At 36.2% G+C, this 21,048-nt stretch carries 21 protein-coding genes; 17 read left to right on the plus strand and 4 right to left on the minus strand.

Annotated features, from left to right (window positions below):
* Positions 1–137 precede the first annotated feature (137 nt).
* From G415_RS10035 to G415_RS10040, 4 genes are all read left to right on the plus strand, one after another.
* Positions 138–800: a hypothetical protein gene (locus tag G415_RS10035; RefSeq protein ID WP_022670726.1), complete on the plus strand. Its 663-nt coding sequence runs from the start codon at positions 138–140 to the stop codon at positions 798–800.
* Positions 801–1,016: 216 nt separating this feature from the next.
* Positions 1,017–1,682, plus strand: a complete 666-nt coding sequence (locus G415_RS0106015; protein WP_022670727.1) for an FmdE family protein — start codon at positions 1,017–1,019, stop codon at positions 1,680–1,682.
* 12 nt (positions 1,683–1,694) lie between these two features.
* Positions 1,695–2,477, plus strand: a complete 783-nt coding sequence (locus G415_RS0106020) for a sulfite exporter TauE/SafE family protein (RefSeq protein WP_022670728.1) — start codon at positions 1,695–1,697, stop codon at positions 2,475–2,477.
* A complete protein-coding gene (locus tag G415_RS10040; protein WP_022670730.1) occupies positions 2,474–2,800 on the plus strand; it encodes an ArsR/SmtB family transcription factor in 327 nt (108 codons plus the stop codon). The genes G415_RS0106020 and G415_RS10040 overlap by 4 nt, the downstream gene beginning before the upstream one ends.
* Here G415_RS10040 and folP read toward each other — a convergent pair.
* From folP to G415_RS0106045, 4 genes are all read right to left on the minus strand, one after another.
* Positions 2,797–4,008: a dihydropteroate synthase gene (gene folP / locus G415_RS0106030; RefSeq protein WP_022670731.1), complete on the minus strand. Its 1,212-nt coding sequence runs from the start codon at positions 4,006–4,008 to the stop codon at positions 2,797–2,799. The genes G415_RS10040 and folP overlap by 4 nt on opposite strands.
* Complete coding sequence (ftsH, locus tag G415_RS0106035) at positions 3,992–5,794, minus strand: ATP-dependent zinc metalloprotease FtsH (RefSeq protein WP_022670732.1); 1,803 nt, start codon at positions 5,792–5,794, stop codon at positions 3,992–3,994. The genes folP and ftsH overlap by 17 nt, the downstream gene beginning before the upstream one ends.
* Before the next feature lie 70 nt (positions 5,795–5,864).
* Complete coding sequence (locus G415_RS0106040; protein WP_022670734.1) at positions 5,865–6,716, minus strand: radical SAM protein; 852 nt, start codon at positions 6,714–6,716, stop codon at positions 5,865–5,867.
* Positions 6,717–6,784: 68 nt separating this feature from the next.
* Positions 6,785–8,089: a citrate (Si)-synthase gene (locus G415_RS0106045; RefSeq protein ID WP_022670735.1), complete on the minus strand. Its 1,305-nt coding sequence runs from the start codon at positions 8,087–8,089 to the stop codon at positions 6,785–6,787.
* 268 nt (positions 8,090–8,357) lie between these two features.
* Here G415_RS0106045 and G415_RS0106050 point away from each other — a divergent pair, with 268 nt between their 5' ends.
* From G415_RS0106050 to G415_RS0106110, 13 genes are all read left to right on the plus strand, one after another.
* Positions 8,358–9,191, plus strand: coding sequence for an MBL fold metallo-hydrolase (locus tag G415_RS0106050; protein WP_022670736.1), 834 nt, complete (start codon positions 8,358–8,360; stop codon positions 9,189–9,191).
* Positions 9,191–9,391, plus strand: a complete 201-nt coding sequence (locus tag G415_RS0106055; RefSeq protein ID WP_022670737.1) for a hypothetical protein — start codon at positions 9,191–9,193, stop codon at positions 9,389–9,391. Before G415_RS0106050 ends, G415_RS0106055 begins: the two co-directional genes overlap by 1 nt.
* A gap of 28 nt (positions 9,392–9,419) precedes the next feature.
* The gene (ade, locus tag G415_RS0106060; RefSeq protein ID WP_022670738.1) at positions 9,420–11,033 is read left to right on the plus strand and encodes an adenine deaminase; all 1,614 of its coding nucleotides are present in this window, start codon (positions 9,420–9,422) and stop codon (positions 11,031–11,033) included.
* Positions 11,026–11,814, plus strand: coding sequence for a tRNA (adenine-N1)-methyltransferase (locus G415_RS0106065; protein ID WP_022670739.1), 789 nt, complete (start codon positions 11,026–11,028; stop codon positions 11,812–11,814). The genes ade and G415_RS0106065 overlap by 8 nt, the downstream gene beginning before the upstream one ends.
* 104 nt (positions 11,815–11,918) lie before the next feature.
* Complete coding sequence (locus tag G415_RS10760) at positions 11,919–14,522, plus strand: cache domain-containing protein (protein WP_022670741.1); 2,604 nt, start codon at positions 11,919–11,921, stop codon at positions 14,520–14,522.
* 55 nt (positions 14,523–14,577) lie between these two features.
* Positions 14,578–15,261: a cobalt transporter CbiM gene (cbiM, locus tag G415_RS0106075; RefSeq protein WP_026939620.1), complete on the plus strand. Its 684-nt coding sequence runs from the start codon at positions 14,578–14,580 to the stop codon at positions 15,259–15,261.
* Positions 15,239–15,547 (plus strand): PDGLE domain-containing protein, encoded by a 309-nt coding sequence (locus tag G415_RS0106080; protein ID WP_081639340.1) that lies wholly within the window; start codon positions 15,239–15,241, stop codon positions 15,545–15,547. Before cbiM ends, G415_RS0106080 begins: the two co-directional genes overlap by 23 nt.
* Positions 15,544–16,362, plus strand: coding sequence for a cobalt ECF transporter T component CbiQ (cbiQ, locus tag G415_RS0106085; protein WP_022670742.1), 819 nt, complete (start codon positions 15,544–15,546; stop codon positions 16,360–16,362). Before G415_RS0106080 ends, cbiQ begins: the two co-directional genes overlap by 4 nt.
* Positions 16,341–17,093 (plus strand): energy-coupling factor ABC transporter ATP-binding protein, encoded by a 753-nt coding sequence (locus G415_RS0106090; protein WP_022670743.1) that lies wholly within the window; start codon positions 16,341–16,343, stop codon positions 17,091–17,093. Before cbiQ ends, G415_RS0106090 begins: the two co-directional genes overlap by 22 nt.
* Positions 17,090–19,297 (plus strand): carbamoyltransferase HypF, encoded by a 2,208-nt coding sequence (gene hypF, locus G415_RS0106095; protein ID WP_022670744.1) that lies wholly within the window; start codon positions 17,090–17,092, stop codon positions 19,295–19,297. The genes G415_RS0106090 and hypF overlap by 4 nt, the downstream gene beginning before the upstream one ends.
* Positions 19,290–19,664, plus strand: a complete 375-nt coding sequence (locus G415_RS0106100) for a nucleotidyltransferase domain-containing protein (protein ID WP_022670746.1) — start codon at positions 19,290–19,292, stop codon at positions 19,662–19,664. Before hypF ends, G415_RS0106100 begins: the two co-directional genes overlap by 8 nt.
* A complete protein-coding gene (locus tag G415_RS0106105) occupies positions 19,621–20,049 on the plus strand; it encodes a HEPN domain-containing protein (protein WP_022670747.1) in 429 nt (142 codons plus the stop codon). Before G415_RS0106100 ends, G415_RS0106105 begins: the two co-directional genes overlap by 44 nt.
* Positions 20,046–21,038 carry an NAD(P)H-quinone oxidoreductase gene (locus G415_RS0106110; protein ID WP_022670748.1) on the plus strand — a complete coding sequence of 331 codons (993 nt, stop codon included), beginning with the start codon at positions 20,046–20,048 and terminating at the stop codon, positions 21,036–21,038. The genes G415_RS0106105 and G415_RS0106110 overlap by 4 nt, the downstream gene beginning before the upstream one ends.
* Positions 21,039–21,048: the final 10 nt, after the last annotated feature.

Genomic DNA, 21,048 nt, shown 5'->3' on the forward strand with positions numbered 1-21,048 from the left:
AAATGAAGTATAGAAAGCAAAAAAGAATGAAAAGGAAAATTTTTATTTTTATTTTAAAACTAATTGAATAAACCAATCATATTTATCATAATATTATCTCATCAAAAATACAAGATTGAGATTGAGGGAGGTAAAAAATGAAAAAGTTGGCAGTTATCGTATTAATAGTTGGAATGGTTATGGGTTTTGGCAATTTATCGAAAGCAAAAAATGTGTCTTTAGGCTTAAAGGTGGGAACATTGGGAATAGGGCCAGAAATCTGCTACCACATAAATGACGCTTTCAGCGTTAGAGGTCAGTTTGGATACTTTTCCAAAAATTTTGATACAACCGAAGCAGATGTAAAATACGACTTAAAGTTCAAAATAAGAAATGCAGGGCTTTTGTTAGACTGGCACCCTTTTGAAGGAGCATTTAGAATTAGTGCCGGCTTATTTTACAACGGCAATAAATTTACTGGTGATGCAAAATCTATCGAAGGAGAAAAGTACACAATAAATGGCCATACCTACTACTTAAACAAAATAAGTGCTTCTATAAAATACACTAAGCTCGCACCTTACATCGGTATAGGATATGATACAGCTTCATCTAAAGATAGTGGATTAGGGTTTTTGGTAGATTTGGGTGTTTTCTACAGTAAACCTAAGGTAAGCGTTGATGCTTACGGAGATCCAGATGTAATAAACGACCCTCAGTTTAAGGCTGACCTATCTAAAACAAAAAGCGAACTAAAGAGTTATGCCGACAAACTTAAATTCTATCCTGTAATAATGATAGGACTAACCTACAGATTTTAATTTCCAACTCCTCGAGAGAAATTAACAGCGAGTAGAAGTTTTTCTCTACTCGCTGTTTTTACTCTCAATTTCTCTTCTCAAAAAAACAGTCAGAGTAAAATAAAACAAAAAATATCCACTGTATCTATTTTTTATTAAATTATTAAAGGCGTTCTTGACAATATTCTAATATTTGAATATATTGAAACAAGAAATTAAAAAGACGGAGGTGTAAAAATGCTCGACAGATTTGCAAAACACAGAGAGATTGTTAACGGTATCACAACATTAGATGATACAGAAAAGGAGTTGCTCTACTCTGCCTTGAATATTCACGGACACTTCTGTGGCGGAATGCCCATGGGATACCTGGCAGGACTTGCAGGTCTAAAGGCTTTAAGTGCAAAAAGGGAGCTTAGTATGGACAAAGAAGTGATTATTTTTGTCGGAGACCATCATGCCGGTGGCTGTTTTGCCGATGGGGTTCAGTTTGCAACAGGTTGCACATTCGGAAAAGGCATAATGAGAAAAGAGCCAAAGGGAAAATGGAGTTATCTACTTATCGACAGAAAAAGCCAAAAGGCCGTAAAAGTTACAGTTAAACCAGAGATAATGAAGGCTGCATATGATGCACCGTTTATAAAGGATTACAGACTAAAAGGCATTCCACCTGCAGAAGTTGACCAAGAAGTCGCAATCAAGGCATTCTTGGGGCTGTTCTCAAAACCGTTTGAAGAGATAGTCAACATAGAAGGCCCTTTTGATTACACTATTGATAAAACACCATCTTCGTTTAACCTTGCATTCTGTGAAATCTGTGGCGATGCCGTTGCGGAAAATTACCTGCGTGTGGAAAATAACAAAAAGGTTTGTCTTGACTGTTTTACATACAAAAACATTTAAGGGTAGTATGCCATGTTTAGCGTATCTACAAGCATTGTTGCCTTGAGCTTTGTGATTATATGGGCTGCATCGTTTCTGTTTGCCATGCTTGGACTTGGCGGCGGCATGGTCTATGTACCTGTAATGAAATGGTTGGGATTTGACCTAAAAAGCGTTGCCATACCATTAGGCTTGCTTCTAAACGGCCTAAACACGGCACTTGCCATGATCCCATATCACAAAGCAAAGCTTATAGATTACAAAGGTGCTCTTCCCTTCGCACTTGCAGCTATAATAGGAGCACCGTTTGGTGCATATACAGTTCAGTTTATACCAACAAGGATAGTTTTAATTCTCTTCATCACTGCCGTTCTTATAGCAGCCTTCAGGGTTTTTGTATCAACAAAAGCACCAGACGAAGACAACCTAATAGAATTCAAAAAGAGACTCATATACGGCGGTATTAGTGGACTTTTAATAGGTTTTGTCGGTGGAATGCTGGGTATAGGCGGTGGATTTTTAGCAGCACCAATCCTTATGAGTATGGGATACAACGCAAAAAGGGCAGCTGCCACAACAGCATACATAGTAACATTCTCATCTGCAAGCGGATTTTTGGGACATGTTGCAGAAGGCCACTTTGACCCACTACTCACGGCAGTCTTGGTTGTTGCTGTGTTGTTGGGTTCTCAGCTTGGAGCAAGGTTTACAGTAAAAAAAGCAAAATCAAAGACAATCAAGAAAATTTATGTTATAATTCTTCTGCTTATTGCCATTAAACTGACGCTTGGCCTGTTTGGAGTGAGATTTAGGTGAATCTTGAAACCTATGAGTTCAAATCGCAGGTGGTTAAGGCACTTGCTCATCCTTTGCGCCTTGCCATCTGCGAATACTTATTGGAAATAAAAGAACCCAAGTGCGTAAACCATATAGCCGGCGTATTTAACAAAAACCAATCGGTCATTTCAAAACATCTCTCCATTCTTCAACAGGCATCAATCGTAAAGATTCAAAAAGAAGGCGTATTTACGCGATACACTCTGACTCAGCCGGAAATCATGAAAAGTCTCTTAAAAAGCATTAACGAGCTTGTAAAAAAATCGGCAGAATACAATCTTAAACTAACAAAAAACCTTTAGAAACTCTCCTGCATTATACTCTTTGCAAGCTTCAGAGCTTCTCTGTGGGCTTTAACATCATGAACCCTAAAGATAGAAGCACCCTTAAGCAGGGCTACAACATTTGAAGCAATCGTGCCAAACAGTCTATCCTTAGGATTTTCAATATTCAAAATAGCACCTATAAAGCTCTTCCTTGAAGTTCCAATAAGAATAGGTCTTCCAAATATCTTAAAAGACTCAATATTGTTTAGAATCTTTAAATTATCTTCAAACTTCTTTCCAAAACCAATACCAGGGTCAAGCACGATTCTTTCTTCATCTATCCCAGCTTTTCTTAGTTTGTCCATTATTTCTCTGAATTTACTATTTATCTCGGATATTAAATGCTCATAAAAAGGGTTCTTCTGCATATTCTTTGGCGTGCCTTTTATGTGCATCTCAACAACACCACAATTGCTCTTTGAGAGAACTTCCAAAAGCTTCTTGTCAAAACCAAGTCCACTTATATCGTTTATTATGTCAGCACCTAAGGATAAAACTTCTTCTGCAACCTTAGACTTGTATGTATCAACAGATAAAACAACATCACTTCCAAATCTCTTCTTAATCGCTTCAACAACAGGAACAACACGCTTCAACTCTTCATCCAAACTTACAAATTCGCTACCCGGTCTTGTTGATTCTCCGCCAACATCAACAATATCCGCACCTTCTTTAAGCATCTCTTCTGTTCTTTTTAATGCCGCATCAACGCTATTAAACTCTCCACCATCAGAAAACGAATCTGGCGTAACATTTAAAACGCCCATAATCAGATAGTTATCTTTTAAATCAAACCTTTTATCCCTAAAAGCCCAGACAAAATCAGCATTCAGAACATTCTTTAAAGCATTTTCCAACTCTTCTGCCAAAACCCTTAAAAACTCAAAGTTCTGTTTCTTTAGTTTTTCAGCAAGCTTTTCAATCCTTTTTGCATCACCAAGAATCAGGCAGTCTGTAATCTGAGTCTTTGCTGTTATAACATCCTTCTGAACAGCAGCATCTATGCCAACAGACAAGGCTTCCTGTTTTAAGATATTGGCATGATAAAACTTACAATCAAACACTTTGACAGCATAACAGACGCCCTTTCTATCCATCAAATCAACAGCAATATCATCAACACCTATACTTTTCAGCTCTTCTCTTACTTTCTCTATTTCGTTTATCTTAAGCAGCTCTATCATCGTTTAACCCCAAAATCTCATCTATCTCTTTTGCATCTATAACTTCCTTCTCAAGCAGCCTTTGAGCCATCTTTTCAACCTTATCCTTATTCTCTGTAATTATCTCAACGGCAATCCTATACCCATCATCAACAATCTTTTTAATCTCAGCATCGATGAGCCTTGCTGTCTCTTCTGAAAATGTCTTTCTAACAGCTATATCTCTGCCTAAGAATACTTCCTTGCCTTCATCTGATAAGTGAATCGGGCCTAACGAACTCATACCCCATTCACACACCATTCTCCTTGCAATCTCCGTTGCCCTTTCTATATCGTTTCCTGCACCTGTCGTAATACTGCCAAGCATCACTTCTTCTGCAGCCCTTCCACCCATTAAAACGGCAATCCTGTTCATTAGATACTCTTTATCGTATGTGTATTTATCATCTTCTGGTAGCTGCTGAGTTACGCCTAAAGCCATACCGCGCGGGATTATGCTAACCTTATGAACTGGATCTGTATTCGGCAGCATCTTAGCAACTATTGCATGACCAGACTCATGATATGCCGTAATTCTCTTTTCTCTTTCGCTGATTATTGCATTTTTTCTCTCTGGGCCAAGCAAAACTTTATCCTTTGCCAAATCAAAATCTTCCATTTCAACCTTTGTTTTGTTTTTTCGCGCGGCAATCAAAGCAGCCTCATTAACCAAGTTTGCAAGATCCGCTCCAACAAAACCTGAAGTTGTCTTCGCTATAATCTCCAAATCAACATCATCTCCAAGTGGAATCTTTCTCGTATGAACCTTTAAAATCTCAAGTCTTCCTTTAACATCCGGCTTCGGAACAACTATTCTTCTATCAAACCTACCAGGGCGCAGAAGCGCAGGGTCAAGAACATCAGGTCTATTTGTTGCAGCCATAACAATTATATTTGTGTCAGTTTGAAATCCGTCCATCTCAACCAAAAGCTGGTTTAGAGTCTGCTCTCTCTCATCGTTTCCACCGCCTACACCAGCACCACGCTGCCTGCCCACTGCATCTATCTCATCAATAAACACAATACATGGAGCATTTCTCTTTGCCTGATTAAATAAATCTCTTACTCTACTTGCACCTACACCAACAAACATTTCAACAAAATCAGAGCCACTTATCGTAAAAAATGGAACACCTGCTTCACCTGCAACAGCTTTGGCAACAAGCGTTTTTCCTGTTCCTGGAGCACCAACCAAAAGAACACCTTTTGGTATCTTTGCGCCTATCTTGGTAAACTTTCCCGGATTCTTTAAAAACTCAATTATCTCAAGCAACTCATCCTTTACTTCATCAATCCCAGCAACATCTTTAAATGTTACCCTGTTCTTCGGGTCACTTACAAACATCCTTGCATTGCTTTTGCCAAAGTTTAATGCCTTTCCACCCTTATTCATCTGATTCATGAAGTAAAACCATAAGAAGATAAACACAATCATCGGAACCCAATAAATGAGTATATTCGTCAAGATTGAATTGTTCTCTTTTGGCTTCACAACAACATCAACGCCTTTCTTTGCAAGCTTGTCCGCTATATCTTTCACTTCCGGCGTATATGTTCTATATCTTTTGCCATCTGTGGTTGTTATATAAACTTCATTTCCATCAAACCTTACACTTTTTATCTTATCAGAATCAACAAGCCGAATAAGTTTTGTGTAATCAATCTTTACAAACGAGTAATTGCCAGCATTATTAAACATATTAAAAAGCAGTATCATCAAAACAGCTATAATCATCCACAAAAATGCGTTCCTGTAAACAGGCGACATTAATACCCCTCCATTTTATCTTCTTAGGTGCAAAATATAACAAAAGATAGGAATAAAGTCTATAATAAGCTTAAATTTCCTGTATCCAGCCGTCTAAGTTTAACTTTTCAACAAACTCAACAATTTCAAAGTACTCATCAACATTTACTTTTCTGTTTATAATCGAATGAGAGAAGGCTTTATAGGCGGGAAAATACTGAAACATTACAGAAACCTTAGCCTTTGGCAGATTCTTTTTTACCCACATCAATGCCTTTTTTGAATTCTCTATGTATCCTGGCATAACAAGATGCCTAACAATCAAGCCTTTCCTTGCTATGCCATTTTCTAAAACAAGCTCGCCTTTTGTCTCATACATCTTTTTTAACGCCTTTGTCGCAACTTCAAAATAATCAGAAACACCAGACAACTCCATCGACATCCTACTATCAACATACTTCAAATCACCAAGATAAACATCAACGCACTCATCGAGCATCTCTATAACTTCTTCTTTATCATAAGATGATGTGTTGTAAACAATAGGTATTTTTAAGCCTTTCTTTCTTGCAAGCCTTATGGCATCACATATAAGATGAACAAAGTGCGAAGGCGTCACTAAGTTTATATTGTTTGCATCTCTTTTCTGAAGAGAGAGCATTAAATCAGCAAGCTCTTCAGTACTTACAACTCTGAATGCACTTTTAAGTTGGCTTATAGGATAATTTTGACAATAGATGCATGACATATTGCAACCTGCAAAGAAGATAGTGCCAGAACCGTTCTTTGAGCTTATTGGCGGCTCTTCGCCAAAATGAAGATTGACACTTGCTATCTCGAGCTGATTTTTGGTTTTACATAAGCCCTTATGAAGGTTTCTATTTATGCCGCACTCTCGTGGACAAAGTCTGCAGGAGCTCCCAACAAGGTCGTGTAGATTCATAATTCAAGCAATAAAAAAAGGGAGAACCCTTACGGATTCTCCCTGATTTAGCCTTTTTCCAGACTGGATTATTTTGCTCCAGCAAGCTCCTCGAGCATGTCTGTTGTGATGGATTTTGGTCTTTCGATCTGATAACCGAGACCTCTGTCCCAAATAATGTTGCATGTAACACCCAATGCTCTTCCGATACCGAAGAGTACCGTATAGAAGTCGTACTCTCTTACGCCATAGTGCCACTGGATGCAGCCGGAGTGAGCATCTACGTTTGGCCATGGATTCTTTACTTTGCCAAGCTGCTGCAAGATTGGTGGAACAACCTGATACATCAAGTCTACATACTTGAAGATTGGGTCGTCTGGTAAGTGTTTCAAAGCGAACTCTCTCTGAGCCGTGTATCTTGGGTCTGTCTTTCTCAAAACTGCATGACCGAATCCTGGAACAACCTGACCAGAATTCAATGTATCCCAAATGAATTTCTCCATCTCTTCTTTTGTTGGGATCTTGCCGCCCATCTTCTCCATTACGCCCTGGATCCATCTGAGAACTTCCTGATTTGCAAGACCGTGTAATGGACCAGCAAGACCGCACATACCTGCTGCATAGGAGTAATAGATGTCGGACAATGCACTTGCTACAAGGTGTGTTGTGTGAGCGGAAACATTTCCACTCTCATGGTCGGAATGCAAGATGAAGTACATTCTTGCAACATCGTCATAAGGTTTGTCGATGCCCATCATGTGAGCGAAGTTTCCACCGAAGTCAAGGTTAGGATCACTTGGAATGTGTGTATCGCCCTTATATTTCATTCTATAGATGTATGCACCAAGCAATGGAAGTTTTGGCATTAAGTCCATAACATCTTCATACATATACTCCCAAGCATCATTCTTATTGAACTGACCAGATGCATACCATTTAGCAAACTTGGAGTCTCTCTGCATAGCCAAAATACCAGCAGCAAACATTGTCATTGGATGAGTATCTCTTGGCATAGCTCTCAAGATGTCGATTACATACTGTGGAAGCTGCTCTCTCTTCTTCCACTCTGTGTAAACTTCTTCAACATCCTTCTCAGTTGGCAAATCGCCTGTTAACAACAGATAAAAATGACCTTCAACATAAGGCATTTCAGCGCCTTCAGGCTTTGGCAATTTCTCCATTACTTCAGGGATTGTATAACCCCTAAATCTAATACCCTCGTAAGGGTCAAGATAAGAGATGTCTGTAATGAGAGCTTTCAAACCTCTCATTCCTGCAATGATTTTGTAAACTGTTACCTCGTCGATAACCTTGTCAGCAAACTCCTTGTAGAGTCTGGTAATCCTTGGTCTGTGAGCCTGAATCTTCTCGTAGAGCTTCTCCTTAATGCTCATAGCTAAACCTCCTAAAAATAAATTTTGTTCTTAAACAAGCCTTCGCGGCGATTCTCTTCCCTATGCTGCTTTCGTGTTAATCTATAGCACTATTTTTAATACTTGTCAACACTTTAAACATTTTACTAACAATAAGGAAAAATTAACTAATCTCGTTTAATTTCCAACTTATTTTCTAATAACTCGACCATCTATTACAAAAATATACCTTTCAAACTCACAGAATTTTTTGTAGAATTTCTAAAATTTTTAGGATGGAGGCAAAAAGATGGAATTAAGAGTTACAGTTTTAGCAGAAAACAGTGTTGTAGTCCCTTTTGATGCTATAGGAGAGCATGGATTTGCAGCATACATAGAGACACCAGATTTTAGCTTTTTATTTGATACAGGACAGGGAAAAGCGCTTATAAATAACGCTTTAGCGCTTAACAAAGATTTAAGTAAAATCAAGTTTTTATACATATCCCACGGACATTACGACCATACAGGCGGCATGGTTGACCTTTTAAAAATTAAATCTCCACTTAAGGTTTATACACACAAAGATGCATTTACAAAAAGATACTGGTTTAAGGGTGGAGTAAAGAAATACATTGGCATACCTTTTGATAAGGCATACCTTGAAAGCTTAGGAGCTGAATTTGTTTACGAAAAGGAGTTCAGAGAGATAGAAAAGGGTATATACTCATCTGGAGAAGTGCCAAGAAAGAACGATTTTGAAAAGATTGATGCAGAGATGAAGGTATTAAATGAAAACGGAGAGCTTGTGCAAGACAATATATGGGACGATTTTTCACTTGCAATAGACACATCAAAAGGTTTGGTTGTAATTTTAGGGTGTGCTCATGCCGGAATAGTTAACATCCTAAACCACTTTATAGAAAAAACCGGCAGAAAAGAGATATATGCAGTAATTGGCGGCACACATCTTGGATTTGCAAACGACGAACAGATAAACAGAACACTTGAAGTTATAGACAAATACAACATTCAAAAACTGGGTGCTTCACACTGCACAGGGTTGGTTGTTGGAGCAAAGCTTTACAATAAACTCAAGGATAGATTCTTCTTTGCTGGTGTTGGAAGCGTTTTAGAGATATAATGGACAAAGAAGCGCTGTTTTGGGATTATAAAGAGCACTCTCATACAAAAGAGCTTGAAAGGATAGGCTTGTTTTTCCCGCAAATCGGCAGAGATAAAGAGACAATAATAGAGCTCTATGAGAATCTTGACAGATTAAATATCCCAGAATCAAACAAAAAACTCATAGAGCTCTATTATGACTTAATAAAAAAAGGGTGAGATAGGTTGAACATATTAAGGAGTAGCTATGGAGATAGCAATAAATAATGCTATAATTCCAGATTTTAACAGTCTGAGCTTTAAAAAGCTCAATATAGGTATAGAAGATGGCATAATTGAAGAGATTAGTCAAACACCAATAAAAGCCAAAAAAGTGATTGATGCATCGGGTTTTTATCTTTCGGTAGGTTTTATCGACTGCCACTGTCATATAGAGAGCACGCATCTCACACCTTCACAGTTTGCAAAGGCAGTCAAGAAACATGGCACACTTCATGTTGTTGCAGATGACCACGAGATAGCCAATGTCTTTGGCAGAAAAGGGCTTGAGTTTTTTATAAACGATGCAAGAAACTCCCAAATAAACATACGCTTTGCCGTTCCATCCTGCGTGCCTGCCACAGAGTTTGCAACAAACGGCGGCAAACTTGACCTTGAAGATATTGAGTATTTCTTAAATTTCGACGAAGTTGTATCACTCGGCGAGTTGATGAATGTGCCAGCCGTTGTAAATAGAGACGAAAAATTTATGAAAATGATAGAGATAGCAAAAGCAAAAGGCAAAAGGATAAACGGCCATGCACCGCATCTGAATTATGAAACGCTTAAAGCTTACAAGAGCGCTGGTGCAGAAGATGATCATGAAAGCTATGATTACGATGAACTAAAAGAGAAGATTGAATTGGGTTTCTTTGTGTTCTTAAGAGAAGGCAGTGCAGAGCATTCAACAGATAGAGCCTACAAGATAATAGAAGAGTATCCCGATAGAGTTGCATTCTGCACTGACGATAAGTCCATTAACGACATACTCTCAAAAGGACATATAGATTACAATCTAAAAAAAGCTATAAAAAACGGCATAGACCCAATTCTGGCTTTAAAAACAGCATCATTCAACGGTTTAAAGTATTATGGATTAGATGAGTTTGATTCTATTGAAGTAGGCAAAAGGGCTTTTCTTGTTCTTTTAAATCAAGAGTTTGAAGTAATAGAAACATTTACACCAAGTACTAAAGAAACTGCTCAAGAAGAAAGTGAAGAGTTTAGAAAATCTATCATCGTGAGCATGCCTGTAATCTTGCCAGAGATAGAAAATAAAAAGATAGCAATAAGCATAAAAGATGGCTCTCTGATAACAGAAAAAATAAATATCGAAAATGTTAAAGGTGAGTTTGATTTAGAAAACGATTTACTGAAGCTTGTCGTTATTGAAAGATACGGACACAACAACAAAGCTGCGTGTTTTGTTAAGGGTTTTAACATAAAAAATGGTGCACTTGCAACATCACTTGCACACGATTGCCACAACATAGTAGCCGTTGGTTCAAGCAACGAAAACATAAAGAAAGCCGTTGAGATAATCATACAGATGCAAGGTGGCCAAGTCGTTATAAAAGATGGCAAGTTAGAAGCAAAACTGAGCTTGCCTATAGGTGGCATAGTCTCAGATAAAGAGCCCGAAGAGATAGCAAAAGATGTTGACAATTTAAGAAAAAAGGCAAAATCTATAGGCTGCAGCCTAACAGATCCATTTGGAATGCTATCGTTTATGGCATTAGAAGTGATACCACACATAAAACTAACAGACAAAGGCCTGTTTGATGTTGACAATTTCTCGTATATAAGGCGAAGCAATGAATAAACCAGAAGCAAAAGATATAGTTATGCTGTTTGATAGGCAGACAAACAAAAAGCACATATTCAGGATTGAAGATTTAACCAAAGCATACAGCACATCAAAAGGACAGATAGAAAAAGAAGATTTACTAAATACTGAATATGGAGATGTAATAAAGACGCATTTGGGATATGAGTATATACTCCTGCCTGCAACACTTTATGACTTCATAATGAAAAAGCTCAATAGACTTACCCAAATCGTATATCCGAAGGATGCATCATACATTGCCCTGCGTTTGGATGTAAAACCGGGTGATACTGTGATTGAATCAGGCATCGGAAGTGGTGCGATGAGTGCTGTTTTTTTAAGCATCCTTGGTAAAACAGGAAAATTGATAAGCTATGAAGTAAGGGAAGAGTTTATTAAAAACGCATTAAAAAACTTGCGTAAGTTCAACCTTGATGCAAATATTGAAGTAAAAAACAGAGACATTGCAGAAGGGTTTGACGAAAAGGAAGTTGATGCTATATTTATTGATGTAAAGGAACCGTGGCTATACTTAGAAAAAGCCATCCAATCGTTAAAAAATGGTAGAATGTTGGGTGTGCTTGTGCCAACGGTAAATCAGGTGTCTATGGTTTTAGAAGAGATGGAGAAACTGCCGCTTATAGATATCGATGTAAGCGAAATCTTGCATAGATTCTGGAAAACAAACCATCAAAGATTAAGGCCACTTGATATAATGTCTGCACACACAGCTTTTCTCATATTTGCAAGAAAGATAAGTGAAAAGATTTCATAAGTTATTTGTTCGATTTATTGTAAACAACAAAAATTTTTATTTGACAGATAAAGCTTCAAATAATAAAGTAAAGCGGTAAACTAAAAGGGAAAGTCGGACTTTTTATGAAAAACAAGATAAAACTTAAACGCTTATCGTCCCTTTTTATATTTTTAAGTGCTATAGTAATTGCTTTAGTAATATCCGTCGTTTGGGGTTTCTTTTTTACAAGAACTGTAAGTAATGATATATCAATCTTTAATAAACATGTTCACATAAAAAGGGAAATTCAACTCGAAAGAAGCCAAATAAGAAACATCGTAGATATGATAAATTCTGAACGAGAAAGAGCATACAAACAGCTCAAGGAAACTTTAAAAGAGCGTGATTACAGGGCTTGGTATATAGCCTACAATATTTATAAGAAATATCACGGCATACTATCAGATGACCAAATAAAAGAGAGAATATTGGATGCTTTAAGATATCAAGTATTTGATAGAGGAAAAGGATACTATTTCATAACTTCCCTTAATGGCGTTGAAATTCTAAGTCCAGAAAAAAAACTGATAGGCAAAAATCTCTTAAAAAACAAAAAATACGCAAAATTTATCCAGCAAGAAATAGAAATTGTTAGAAAGTTTAAAGAAGGCTTTGTATACGGTAAATTTTTATTAAAAGGCAGAGTAAACAAAAGGATAGCTTACGTAAAAGAATTTAAACCATTTAATTGGTATATAGGTTGTGGAAGATTTATAACGACTTTTGAAAAAGATACAAAGAAATTCATTTTAAAGGAAATATCATACGCATTTTCATCATTCTCAAATCCATCTGTCTTTATAATAAAAATAAATCAAACACAGCAATGCCCAGTAAAAATGATTTTTTATTCTCCTAAAATTTCATTACCAAAAAACCAAAGATGTCTTACAACTATAAAGACAAAAATTACCTACCCAGACGGAACACCCTGCATAGCAGATTGCCTGAGCAAACTAACCAAAACGGGAACACTAACAACTGAATTAATTTGGCCATTTCATGAAAATAAACTAAAAAAAAGAAGAATTGTTTATCTTTACTATTACAAACCATTTAATTGGGTGATAGGTTCTTGCGCTCCTAAAAATTTTGAAGCTGTGTTTCCTAATTTTAAAAACATTTTAAAAGAAAATATAAACAAATACACAAAAAATCTCTTTATTCTCTCTCTAATTTTATCTATCTTACTTGCTGCTGTTATATGGTCATTGGTATTTATCCAGATAATACATAAACCTGTAAGTCAAGATATATCAAAGATTGTAAAATTTTTCAAAGAATACAAAGAAGGTTCAAGAATAGAACTTAAAAACATGGAAATAGAAGAAATAGAAAATATAGCAAGAAATGTAAACGAACTATTTGAGCAACTTGAAAACAAAAACAGAGAAATAGAAAAACTCCTAAACAGATTTGAATCATTGGCAGAAAATATGCCAAGCTGTTTAAGTATATTCGAACGCAACGAAAATGGAGAATTTGTTCTTACCTTTGCAAACCATGTTTTGCTCAGTTGCCCAGCAATGAAAAAACAACAAATAGAAGGAAAAAGAATAGACGAGATATTTAAAAACATACAAAACATTAAAGAAACAATAGAAATTGCTTTCAACTACAATCGCACAGTTGAACTAACAACAAAATGCCCTTATATGAACAAAACAGTGAGATTAACCATGTATAAGTTAGACGACAGAAGCGTTGTTTGCATATTTAGAGATATAACTGACACAGTAGATACATTTAAACAAAGGGAAAAAATAAGGAAAACATTTGAAACATTTTTAGATAAAATAAAAACGGGCATAATTGTTTTAGACAAAAAAGCACACATTCGATACGTCAATATATTTGCAAAAAAACTATTGGGTGTTGAAGATAAATCCAGTCTCAAATTAGAAGAGTTAAATCTCTCGGACGGTATAAAATACAAATTTTTAAAGATTATTCACGGAAAAGAAACTTGCGAAAGTTGTGAAATAAATATAACCACTGTAGACGGAAAAAGTAGATGGTTTGAAGTCTATACTGCTCCACTAAGTATGGACAAAGAACCATTAGTAATAATTTCTTTCAATGACATAACGCAAAAACACATAAAAAACAAACAACTCGAGTATCTAAGTTTCCACGATAGTTTAACAGGTCTATACAACAGAAGATATTTCGAAGAAGAACTAAAACGATTGTTTAACAAAAGAAATTATCCACTTACACTCATGCTGTTCGACCTAAACGGTTTAAAAATAGCAAATGATATACTCGGACATGAAATAGGCGATAAACTCATTCTAAAAATAGCCGAAATACTTTCAACCACATCTCGTGGAAACGATGTTGTAGCAAGAATTGGAGGAGATGAGTTTGCTATCTTAATGCCAAACACTGACGAAGAAGGGGCAACAGTTCTGGCAGCAAGAATATTCGAGAAAATTAGAGAGAATAACAAAAAAGAGAAATTAAGAATTAGCGCATCATGGGGATTCGCAGTTCAACACGGAGAATTCGACGACCCAGATGATTTATTCAAAGAAGCCGATAAAAGCATGTACATAAACAAATATTCAACAAATAGAAAGAATGAGCTAAAAGAAATAATAAAATGGGCATTATCGCTAAAAAGAGAGAAAATAAAAGTACTTAAAGAAACGGAAATTGACGAAGAATATTTTCTAAACAGATAACTTGAAAATTCTCCAAACAAATGATAAAAGATGTCTAAAAAACAAGGGGGGATTCATGCACATTCCTGATGGATACCTAAGCCCGCAGACATGTGCAGTTATGTACGCAGTTTCTATACCCACACTCATAATTGCAGCAAAAAAGGTTTCAAGAAGATTAGACTCAAAAACAATTCCACTCCTTGGAATTTTAAGCGCATTTTCATTCATTATAATGATGTTCAATGTTCCCGTTCCCGGTGGAACGACTGCCCACGCTATAGGTGGAACCCTGATAGCAATAACGCTTGGACCTTGGGAAGCTGTTCTCGGAGTTTCAGGTGCATTACTGATACAAGCTATATTTTTCGGAGACGGTGGAATATTAGCCTATGGTGCAAACGTGTTTAATATGGCTATAGCTCTACCTTTTAGTGGATATATAACTTATAAACTCCTATCAAAAAAGATGAAAAACAAATGGCTCGCAGCAGCAATAGCAAGTTATGTAGGAATAAATGTTGCTGCACTCCTTGATTCAATCGAGCTTGGAATCCAACCTTTACTTTACCATACAGCAAATGGAACTCCATTATACTGTCCATATTCTTTATCCCAATCCGTACCAGCAATGATGATAGCCCATCTTACTATAGCTGGTTTTGCAGAAGCCATATTCACAGGCGCAGTATTCGCATTTTTGCAAAAAAATCTCTCTTATATATGGGAGGAAAAAAATGACAACAATGTCGCTTTATAAAAAGCTTTTAATACTACTTGGAGTGTTAGCCATACTAAGCCCTTTGGGTCTTATAGCATCTGGTGACGCCTGGGGAGAGTGGTCAAAAGAAGAACTTGCCAAGATGTTAGGTTATATACCTTATGGATTAAAAAGATTTGCAGATTTCTGGTCTGCTCCTTTCTCAGATTACACAATAAAAGGCACAAACGATACAATAGGATACATAGCATCCGCCATTATAGGTTCTCTATTGGTTATGCTTCTTATGTATGTAGTGGGCAAAATATTAGCAAAAAATAAATGAAAGCAACCCAAAGAACGCTATTCGAACTCTCAGAAGCTACAGAAAAAATAATATTTGAAACCGAGTTTTTACTAAAAGACGGATTTCTCCAAAGAGTTGAACCCAAAATCAAACTGATAGGAACAGTAGTAATTCTAATATCAATATCTTTAGTGAAATCGTTATTGCTTCTTGCAGCTTTTCTGTTTTTATCTATAAGCGTCTCATACGCATCCAAAATACCATTACCCTTATTTTTAAAAAGGTTTTTATTTATACCTTTGTTTAGCGCAATAATAGCTATTCCTTCCATATTTAGCTTTGTAACACCCGGAGATGTGCTTATCCACATATTGGGATTAAATATAACAAAACAGGGCTTAGAGACAGCATTAATGCTCACACTAAGAGTATCAGCATCTGTAGGAATAACAATTCTTTTAACTCTAACAACAAAGTGGACAAAGCTCATTGCAGCTCTAAGAAGCCTTGCCGTTTCATGGAATGCTATTCTAACTCTACTCATAGGATACAGATACATCTTCAATCTTGTAAAAATGGTCGAAAGTAATTACTTTGCAAAACTAAGCAGAGAAATAAAACCATCCCTGAAAGACGAATACAGATTTTTAGGAAACAAAACAGGAGCATTCATGCAAAAATCTATTCAACTGAGCGATAACATATATATGGCATTTCTATCCAGAGGATACACAAACAAAACCAGTGAATTATTCAAAGAAAAAACATCCATAAAAAAAGAGGACATAATCTGGATATTGATTTCTGTTTTCTCCTTTGCTTTGGTCATTTTATGGAATATGTATTTACCTTAAAAAAAGTAAGCTATTTATACAACAATCGCTTTTTGGCTTTAGAAGATATAAATCTAAACATAGAAGAATCAAAATGCACTATACTACTTGGAGCTAACGGTTCAGGCAAGTCAACACTTTTAAAGATAATTGACGCCCTAATACTTCCTTCGAAAGGAGAAGCGTACGCCTTCAATAAGAAACTAACCGATAAACTAATAAAGAGTGAAAGATTTAACGAATTTTTCAGAAAAAAGGTGGGCTTTGTATTTCAAGACCCAGATACACAACTTTTTCTTCCAACCGTAAAAGATGAACTCGCCTTTGCACCACTTCAGCTCGGCTACTCTAATGACAAGATAGAAAAAACAATAAATAGAGCGGCAGAAGATATAGGTATAAAACATCTGCTCGATAATTTCCCATTTAACCTAAGCGAAGGAGAAAAGAAAAAGGTAGCAATAGCTTCAATATACACACTTAACCCTGATGTATGGATTTTAGACGAACCAATCTTCTCGCTCGACCCAAAAACCCAATGGTGGGTGATTGATTTCATAAAACAGTTAAAAGAGAAAAGTAAAACCATTATAATAGCCACACACAACATAAAACTTGCAAAACTTTTAGCAGATAAATGCATAATCCTAAGTCCAGAGCATAGAATAGCCGAAATATCCGACGCATCAATATTGGACAATAAAGATATTCTCATAAAAAACAATTTAATACACCCTATGGGCATTTTATGAGAGCCTTTAAAATTCTCATCATTGGCACGGTTCAATCCGTTGGCTTTAGACCATCTATGTATCGAGCCTTTAGGGAGTTTTATGGATGGGTAAAAAACTCATCAAAAGGCGTTGAAATCTATCTTGAAGCTAATTTAACAAAAAGAGAAATTGAAAAGCTCATAATAGACAACTCTCCTGTTAACGCTTCTATAGACTCAATAGAGATAAAGCAGGCAGAGATAAAAAAGAAAGCGTTCGATAGGTTTTTTATAAGGGAGTCAACTGGGAGTGAAGGTGCGGCATTTGTTCCGCCAGATTTGGGGATATGTAATGAGTGTGCTATGGAACTGCTTGATAAAAACAACAGAAGATTTTTACACCCATTCATAAATTGCACAAACTGTGGCCCACGATTTTCAATCATAACTGCGACACCATACGACAGAGAAAAAACAACAATGAGACATTTTAAGATGTGTGATGAGTGTAAGAAAGAGTTTTCAAACCCTTTAGATAGAAGATTCCATGCTCAACCTATAGCTTGCAACAGCTGCGGGCCTGAGTATTTTCTAATTAGAGATAAAAAAATTATATCAAAAAACATACAAGCCATAAAGAGAACCTGCACAGAGCTCAAAAACGGTGCTGTTATTCTACTTAAAGGCATAGGCGGTTATCATCTGATATGCGATGCTTTAAATAAAGATGCAATAAAGAAACTAAAAAGTATAAAATTCAGGGAAAACAAGCCCTTTGCCGTTATAGTCAAAAACATTGAAACGGTTGAGAAACATTGCTTTGTGTCAGAAAAAGAGAAAAAGCTTCTAAAAAGCCAAGTAAAACCAATTGCTTTACTAAAAAAGAAAGAGTCAAATTTTCTAAAAGACGCAACACTGAACAGCCCTTATCTTGGCGTTATGCTACCCTATGCACCCATTCACATTCTTCTGTTTTACTTCTCAAACATTGAGTTTTTAGTAGCAACAAGCGCAAACTTAACAGACAAACCACTAATATACGAAGATAAGGATGCTCTAAATTTCAAAAGAGCTGATTACATTCTAACCAACAACAGAAGAATTGTAAGACCTATTGAAGACTCAATAGTCATGGTAAATTCCAACAAAACGCTCATATTTAGACTTGCTCGTGGATATGCACCAGTGTATTTAAACCTAAAAACAAAACCCAACATACTGGCAGTTGGTGCCGATTTAAAAAACAATATAGCAATAAGCCTTCAAGATAAGATTATCCTTTCTCAATACATTGGCAACTTAGAAGAGTTCGAAAATTACGAAAGATTCAAAAAAAATGTTAAAGATTTCGTAAATTTTTTTAACTTTAAACCAGATATTGTCGCAAGCGACAAACACCCTGATTACCTATCGAGTAACTATGCAGATGAGAATTTTAAAAATGTGATAAAAATACAACATCACAAAGCCCACTTTGCAAGTGTTCTATTCGAAAACAAAACGGAAGAACCGGCAATTGGAGTTATTTTAGACGGCACTGGCTTTGGTGATGACGGCTATATCTGGGGCGGTGAGTTTTTCATCAAAGACAAAAAAATAGAAAGGGTTGGACATATCTCATACATGCCATTTGCATTTGGCGACAAAGCAATAAAAGAGCCTTACAGACTCGCTATGCTTCTGCTTTTTAATCTCTTCGGTGAAAAGGCCTTTGAACATAGATTATTTGATAAACATAAAGAGTTTGCAAAGTTCATAAAACTTGCAAAACCAACAAAAACAAGCTCTGCAGGAAGACTATTCGATATCGTAAGCGCTTTAATTGGTATTTCAGAAACAAGCAGCTATGAAGCCGAAGCAGCCATAAACCTAACTTATGCAGCAATGCAATCAGATACAGAAGAGAGATTTGATTATAACATAAAAAATTTCGAGATAGATTTTTTACAGACAATTAGACAAATCGCTTTTGAAAAAAGGCCAAAACCTGAACTTGCCAAAATGTTCCACAATACATTTTGTAATGCTGTTGTTCAAAATACATTGAATATTGCAAAACAAACAGGTATAAAAACTATAGCATTAAGTGGTGGTGTGTTTCAGAATGAATTGGTTTTTAGAACGGTGTATAACGAATTACAAAAAGCCAGTTTAAAGGTTATAACAAACACAAAAGTGCCTGTAAATGATGGCGGCATAGCATTAGGACAGATATACATGATAAATAGGTATGTTAATGAATAAAAAGATAGAAACACTAACAGAAAGAATAATAGAAAAATTAAAACCACTTAACCCACAAAAAATCATACTTTTTGGTTCTTATGCTTATGGAAAACCTGACAAAAACAGCGACATAGATTTATACATAATAACAAACGATGAGTTTATTCCTTCCAGTTTAAAGGAAAACAGTAAACTATACATGAAATACTCAAAAGCTTTAAGGGAATTACAAAAAGAGATTCAGATAGATTTAATCGTCCATACAAAAAAGATGCATGAGAAATTCCTAAAATTAGACAGTATGTTTTCAAGAAAAATAATGAGAGAAGGCAAGGTTATCTATGAAAAAAGAGATAACAAGAGAGTGGCTAAAGGCAGCGTGTGATGACTTGCTCACGATAAAGGAAATAATAAATAAAGAGTATCTAACAAACATTGTTGCTTTTCACTCTCAACAAGCAATAGAAAAATCCTTCAAGGCCATTTTAGAAGATAATGAAATAGAAATACCAAAGGTTCATAGCCTGATTTATTTATACGAAAAAGTAAAGGCATACATAAAGATAAATGATGAAGAAATTTTGGAGCAACTAAACAGTTTATATATAAGTTCAAGATACCCTGCCGACTTTGGCCTTTTACCTTACGGAAAACCCACAATTGAAGACGCAGAAAAATTTTTTCACTTTGCAATACAAATATTCAAACTAACATGCAAACAACTAAAAGTGGATGAAAACAAAATACACTTTCAGGGAGGTTGTATATGAAAGCCGTAATATGCGATGGATTCGGTGGAATTGATGTATTAAAGGTTGTTGATGTTGAAAAACCAAAGCCAAAACCCAATCAGGTTTTAATAAAGGTAATAGCAACATCTATAAACAGGCCAGACCTTGTCCAAAGGGAAGGCAAATACCCACCACCACCCGGAGAAAGCGAAATACTCGGTCTTGAAGTTGCAGGCATAATAGAAGAGTTGGGCGAAGATGTAAAGGGATGGAAGGTTGGCGATAGGGTTATGAGCCTTGTTGGTGGCGGTGGATATGCAGAATACGCCGTTGCATACGCAGACCATCTGATACCAATACCAGAAAGTATGAGTTTTGAAGAAGCTGCATGTGTTTGCGAGTCGTATATAACAGCCTACTTAAATGTGTTTTTATTGGGTGAGTTAAAGGATAATAACTATGCAATTTTCCATGGTGGTGGTGGTGGAGTAAATACAGCTGCCATTCAGATAACAAGGGCTTTAACGAAAAATGTAAAAATCATCGTAACAGCCGCACCAGAAAAGATAGAAAAAGTAAAAGAGTTGGGTGCAGACTTGGTCATAAACTTCAAAGAGACACCCGATTTTTCAGACATCGTAAAGGAATATACAAATAAAAAGGGTGTTGATGTAATCTTAGACCATGTCGGCGCAAAGTATTTGATGCCAAACATAAAATCCTTAGCATACGCAGGAAGGCTTGTAATCATAGGCGTTATAAGTGGCATAAAGGCAGAGATAAACTTAGGCCTTGTAATGGTAAAAAGACACAAAATTATTGGCTCAGTCTTAAGGTCAAGACCAGTTGAAGAAAAGGCAGAGATAATAAGGGCATTCAGAGAAAATGTAATGCCTAAATTCGCAGACAGAACAATAGTGCCGATAATAGAGAAAATTATCCCGATAGACAATGTAAAAGAAGCGCACAGATTAATGGAAGAAGACAAGCACTTCGGAAAAATTGTTTTGAAGATCCAAGAACCTTAGAAGGAGAAGA

The organism is Hippea alviniae EP5-r, from assembly GCF_000420385.1.
GTDB lineage: Bacteria > Campylobacterota_A > Desulfurellia > Desulfurellales > Hippeaceae > Hippea > Hippea alviniae.

What these genes read in the sequence shown, in the direction of transcription:
- G415_RS0106105 (WP_022670747.1), top strand. Translation starts at nt 19,621, where the DNA reads ATGAAAAAAGAGATAACAAGAGAGTGGCTAAAGGCAGCGTGTGATGAC.
- ftsH (WP_022670732.1), bottom strand. Translation starts at nt 5,794, where the DNA reads ATGTCGCCTGTTTACAGGAACGCATTTTTGTGGATGATTATAGCTGTT.
- G415_RS10035 (WP_022670726.1), top strand. Translation starts at nt 138, where the DNA reads ATGAAAAAGTTGGCAGTTATCGTATTAATAGTTGGAATGGTTATGGGT.
- folP (WP_022670731.1), bottom strand. Translation starts at nt 4,008, where the DNA reads ATGATAGAGCTGCTTAAGATAAACGAAATAGAGAAAGTAAGAGAAGAG.
- G415_RS0106065 (WP_022670739.1), top strand. Translation starts at nt 11,026, where the DNA reads ATGAATAAACCAGAAGCAAAAGATATAGTTATGCTGTTTGATAGGCAG.
- hypF (WP_022670744.1), top strand. Translation starts at nt 17,090, where the DNA reads ATGAGAGCCTTTAAAATTCTCATCATTGGCACGGTTCAATCCGTTGGC.
- cbiQ (WP_022670742.1), top strand. Translation starts at nt 15,544, where the DNA reads ATGAAAGCAACCCAAAGAACGCTATTCGAACTCTCAGAAGCTACAGAA.
- cbiM (WP_026939620.1), top strand. Translation starts at nt 14,578, where the DNA reads ATGCACATTCCTGATGGATACCTAAGCCCGCAGACATGTGCAGTTATG.
- G415_RS0106100 (WP_022670746.1), top strand. Translation starts at nt 19,290, where the DNA reads ATGAATAAAAAGATAGAAACACTAACAGAAAGAATAATAGAAAAATTA.
- G415_RS0106110 (WP_022670748.1), top strand. Translation starts at nt 20,046, where the DNA reads ATGAAAGCCGTAATATGCGATGGATTCGGTGGAATTGATGTATTAAAG.
- G415_RS0106015 (WP_022670727.1), top strand. Translation starts at nt 1,017, where the DNA reads ATGCTCGACAGATTTGCAAAACACAGAGAGATTGTTAACGGTATCACA.
- G415_RS10760 (WP_022670741.1), top strand. Translation starts at nt 11,919, where the DNA reads ATGAAAAACAAGATAAAACTTAAACGCTTATCGTCCCTTTTTATATTT.
- G415_RS0106055 (WP_022670737.1), top strand. Translation starts at nt 9,191, where the DNA reads ATGGACAAAGAAGCGCTGTTTTGGGATTATAAAGAGCACTCTCATACA.
- G415_RS0106040 (WP_022670734.1), bottom strand. Translation starts at nt 6,716, where the DNA reads ATGAATCTACACGACCTTGTTGGGAGCTCCTGCAGACTTTGTCCACGA.
- G415_RS0106020 (WP_022670728.1), top strand. Translation starts at nt 1,695, where the DNA reads ATGTTTAGCGTATCTACAAGCATTGTTGCCTTGAGCTTTGTGATTATA.
- G415_RS0106080 (WP_081639340.1), top strand. Translation starts at nt 15,239, where the DNA reads ATGACAACAATGTCGCTTTATAAAAAGCTTTTAATACTACTTGGAGTG.
- G415_RS0106090 (WP_022670743.1), top strand. Translation starts at nt 16,341, where the DNA reads ATGGAATATGTATTTACCTTAAAAAAAGTAAGCTATTTATACAACAAT.
- ade (WP_022670738.1), top strand. Translation starts at nt 9,420, where the DNA reads ATGGAGATAGCAATAAATAATGCTATAATTCCAGATTTTAACAGTCTG.
- G415_RS0106045 (WP_022670735.1), bottom strand. Translation starts at nt 8,089, where the DNA reads ATGAGCATTAAGGAGAAGCTCTACGAGAAGATTCAGGCTCACAGACCA.
- G415_RS0106050 (WP_022670736.1), top strand. Translation starts at nt 8,358, where the DNA reads ATGGAATTAAGAGTTACAGTTTTAGCAGAAAACAGTGTTGTAGTCCCT.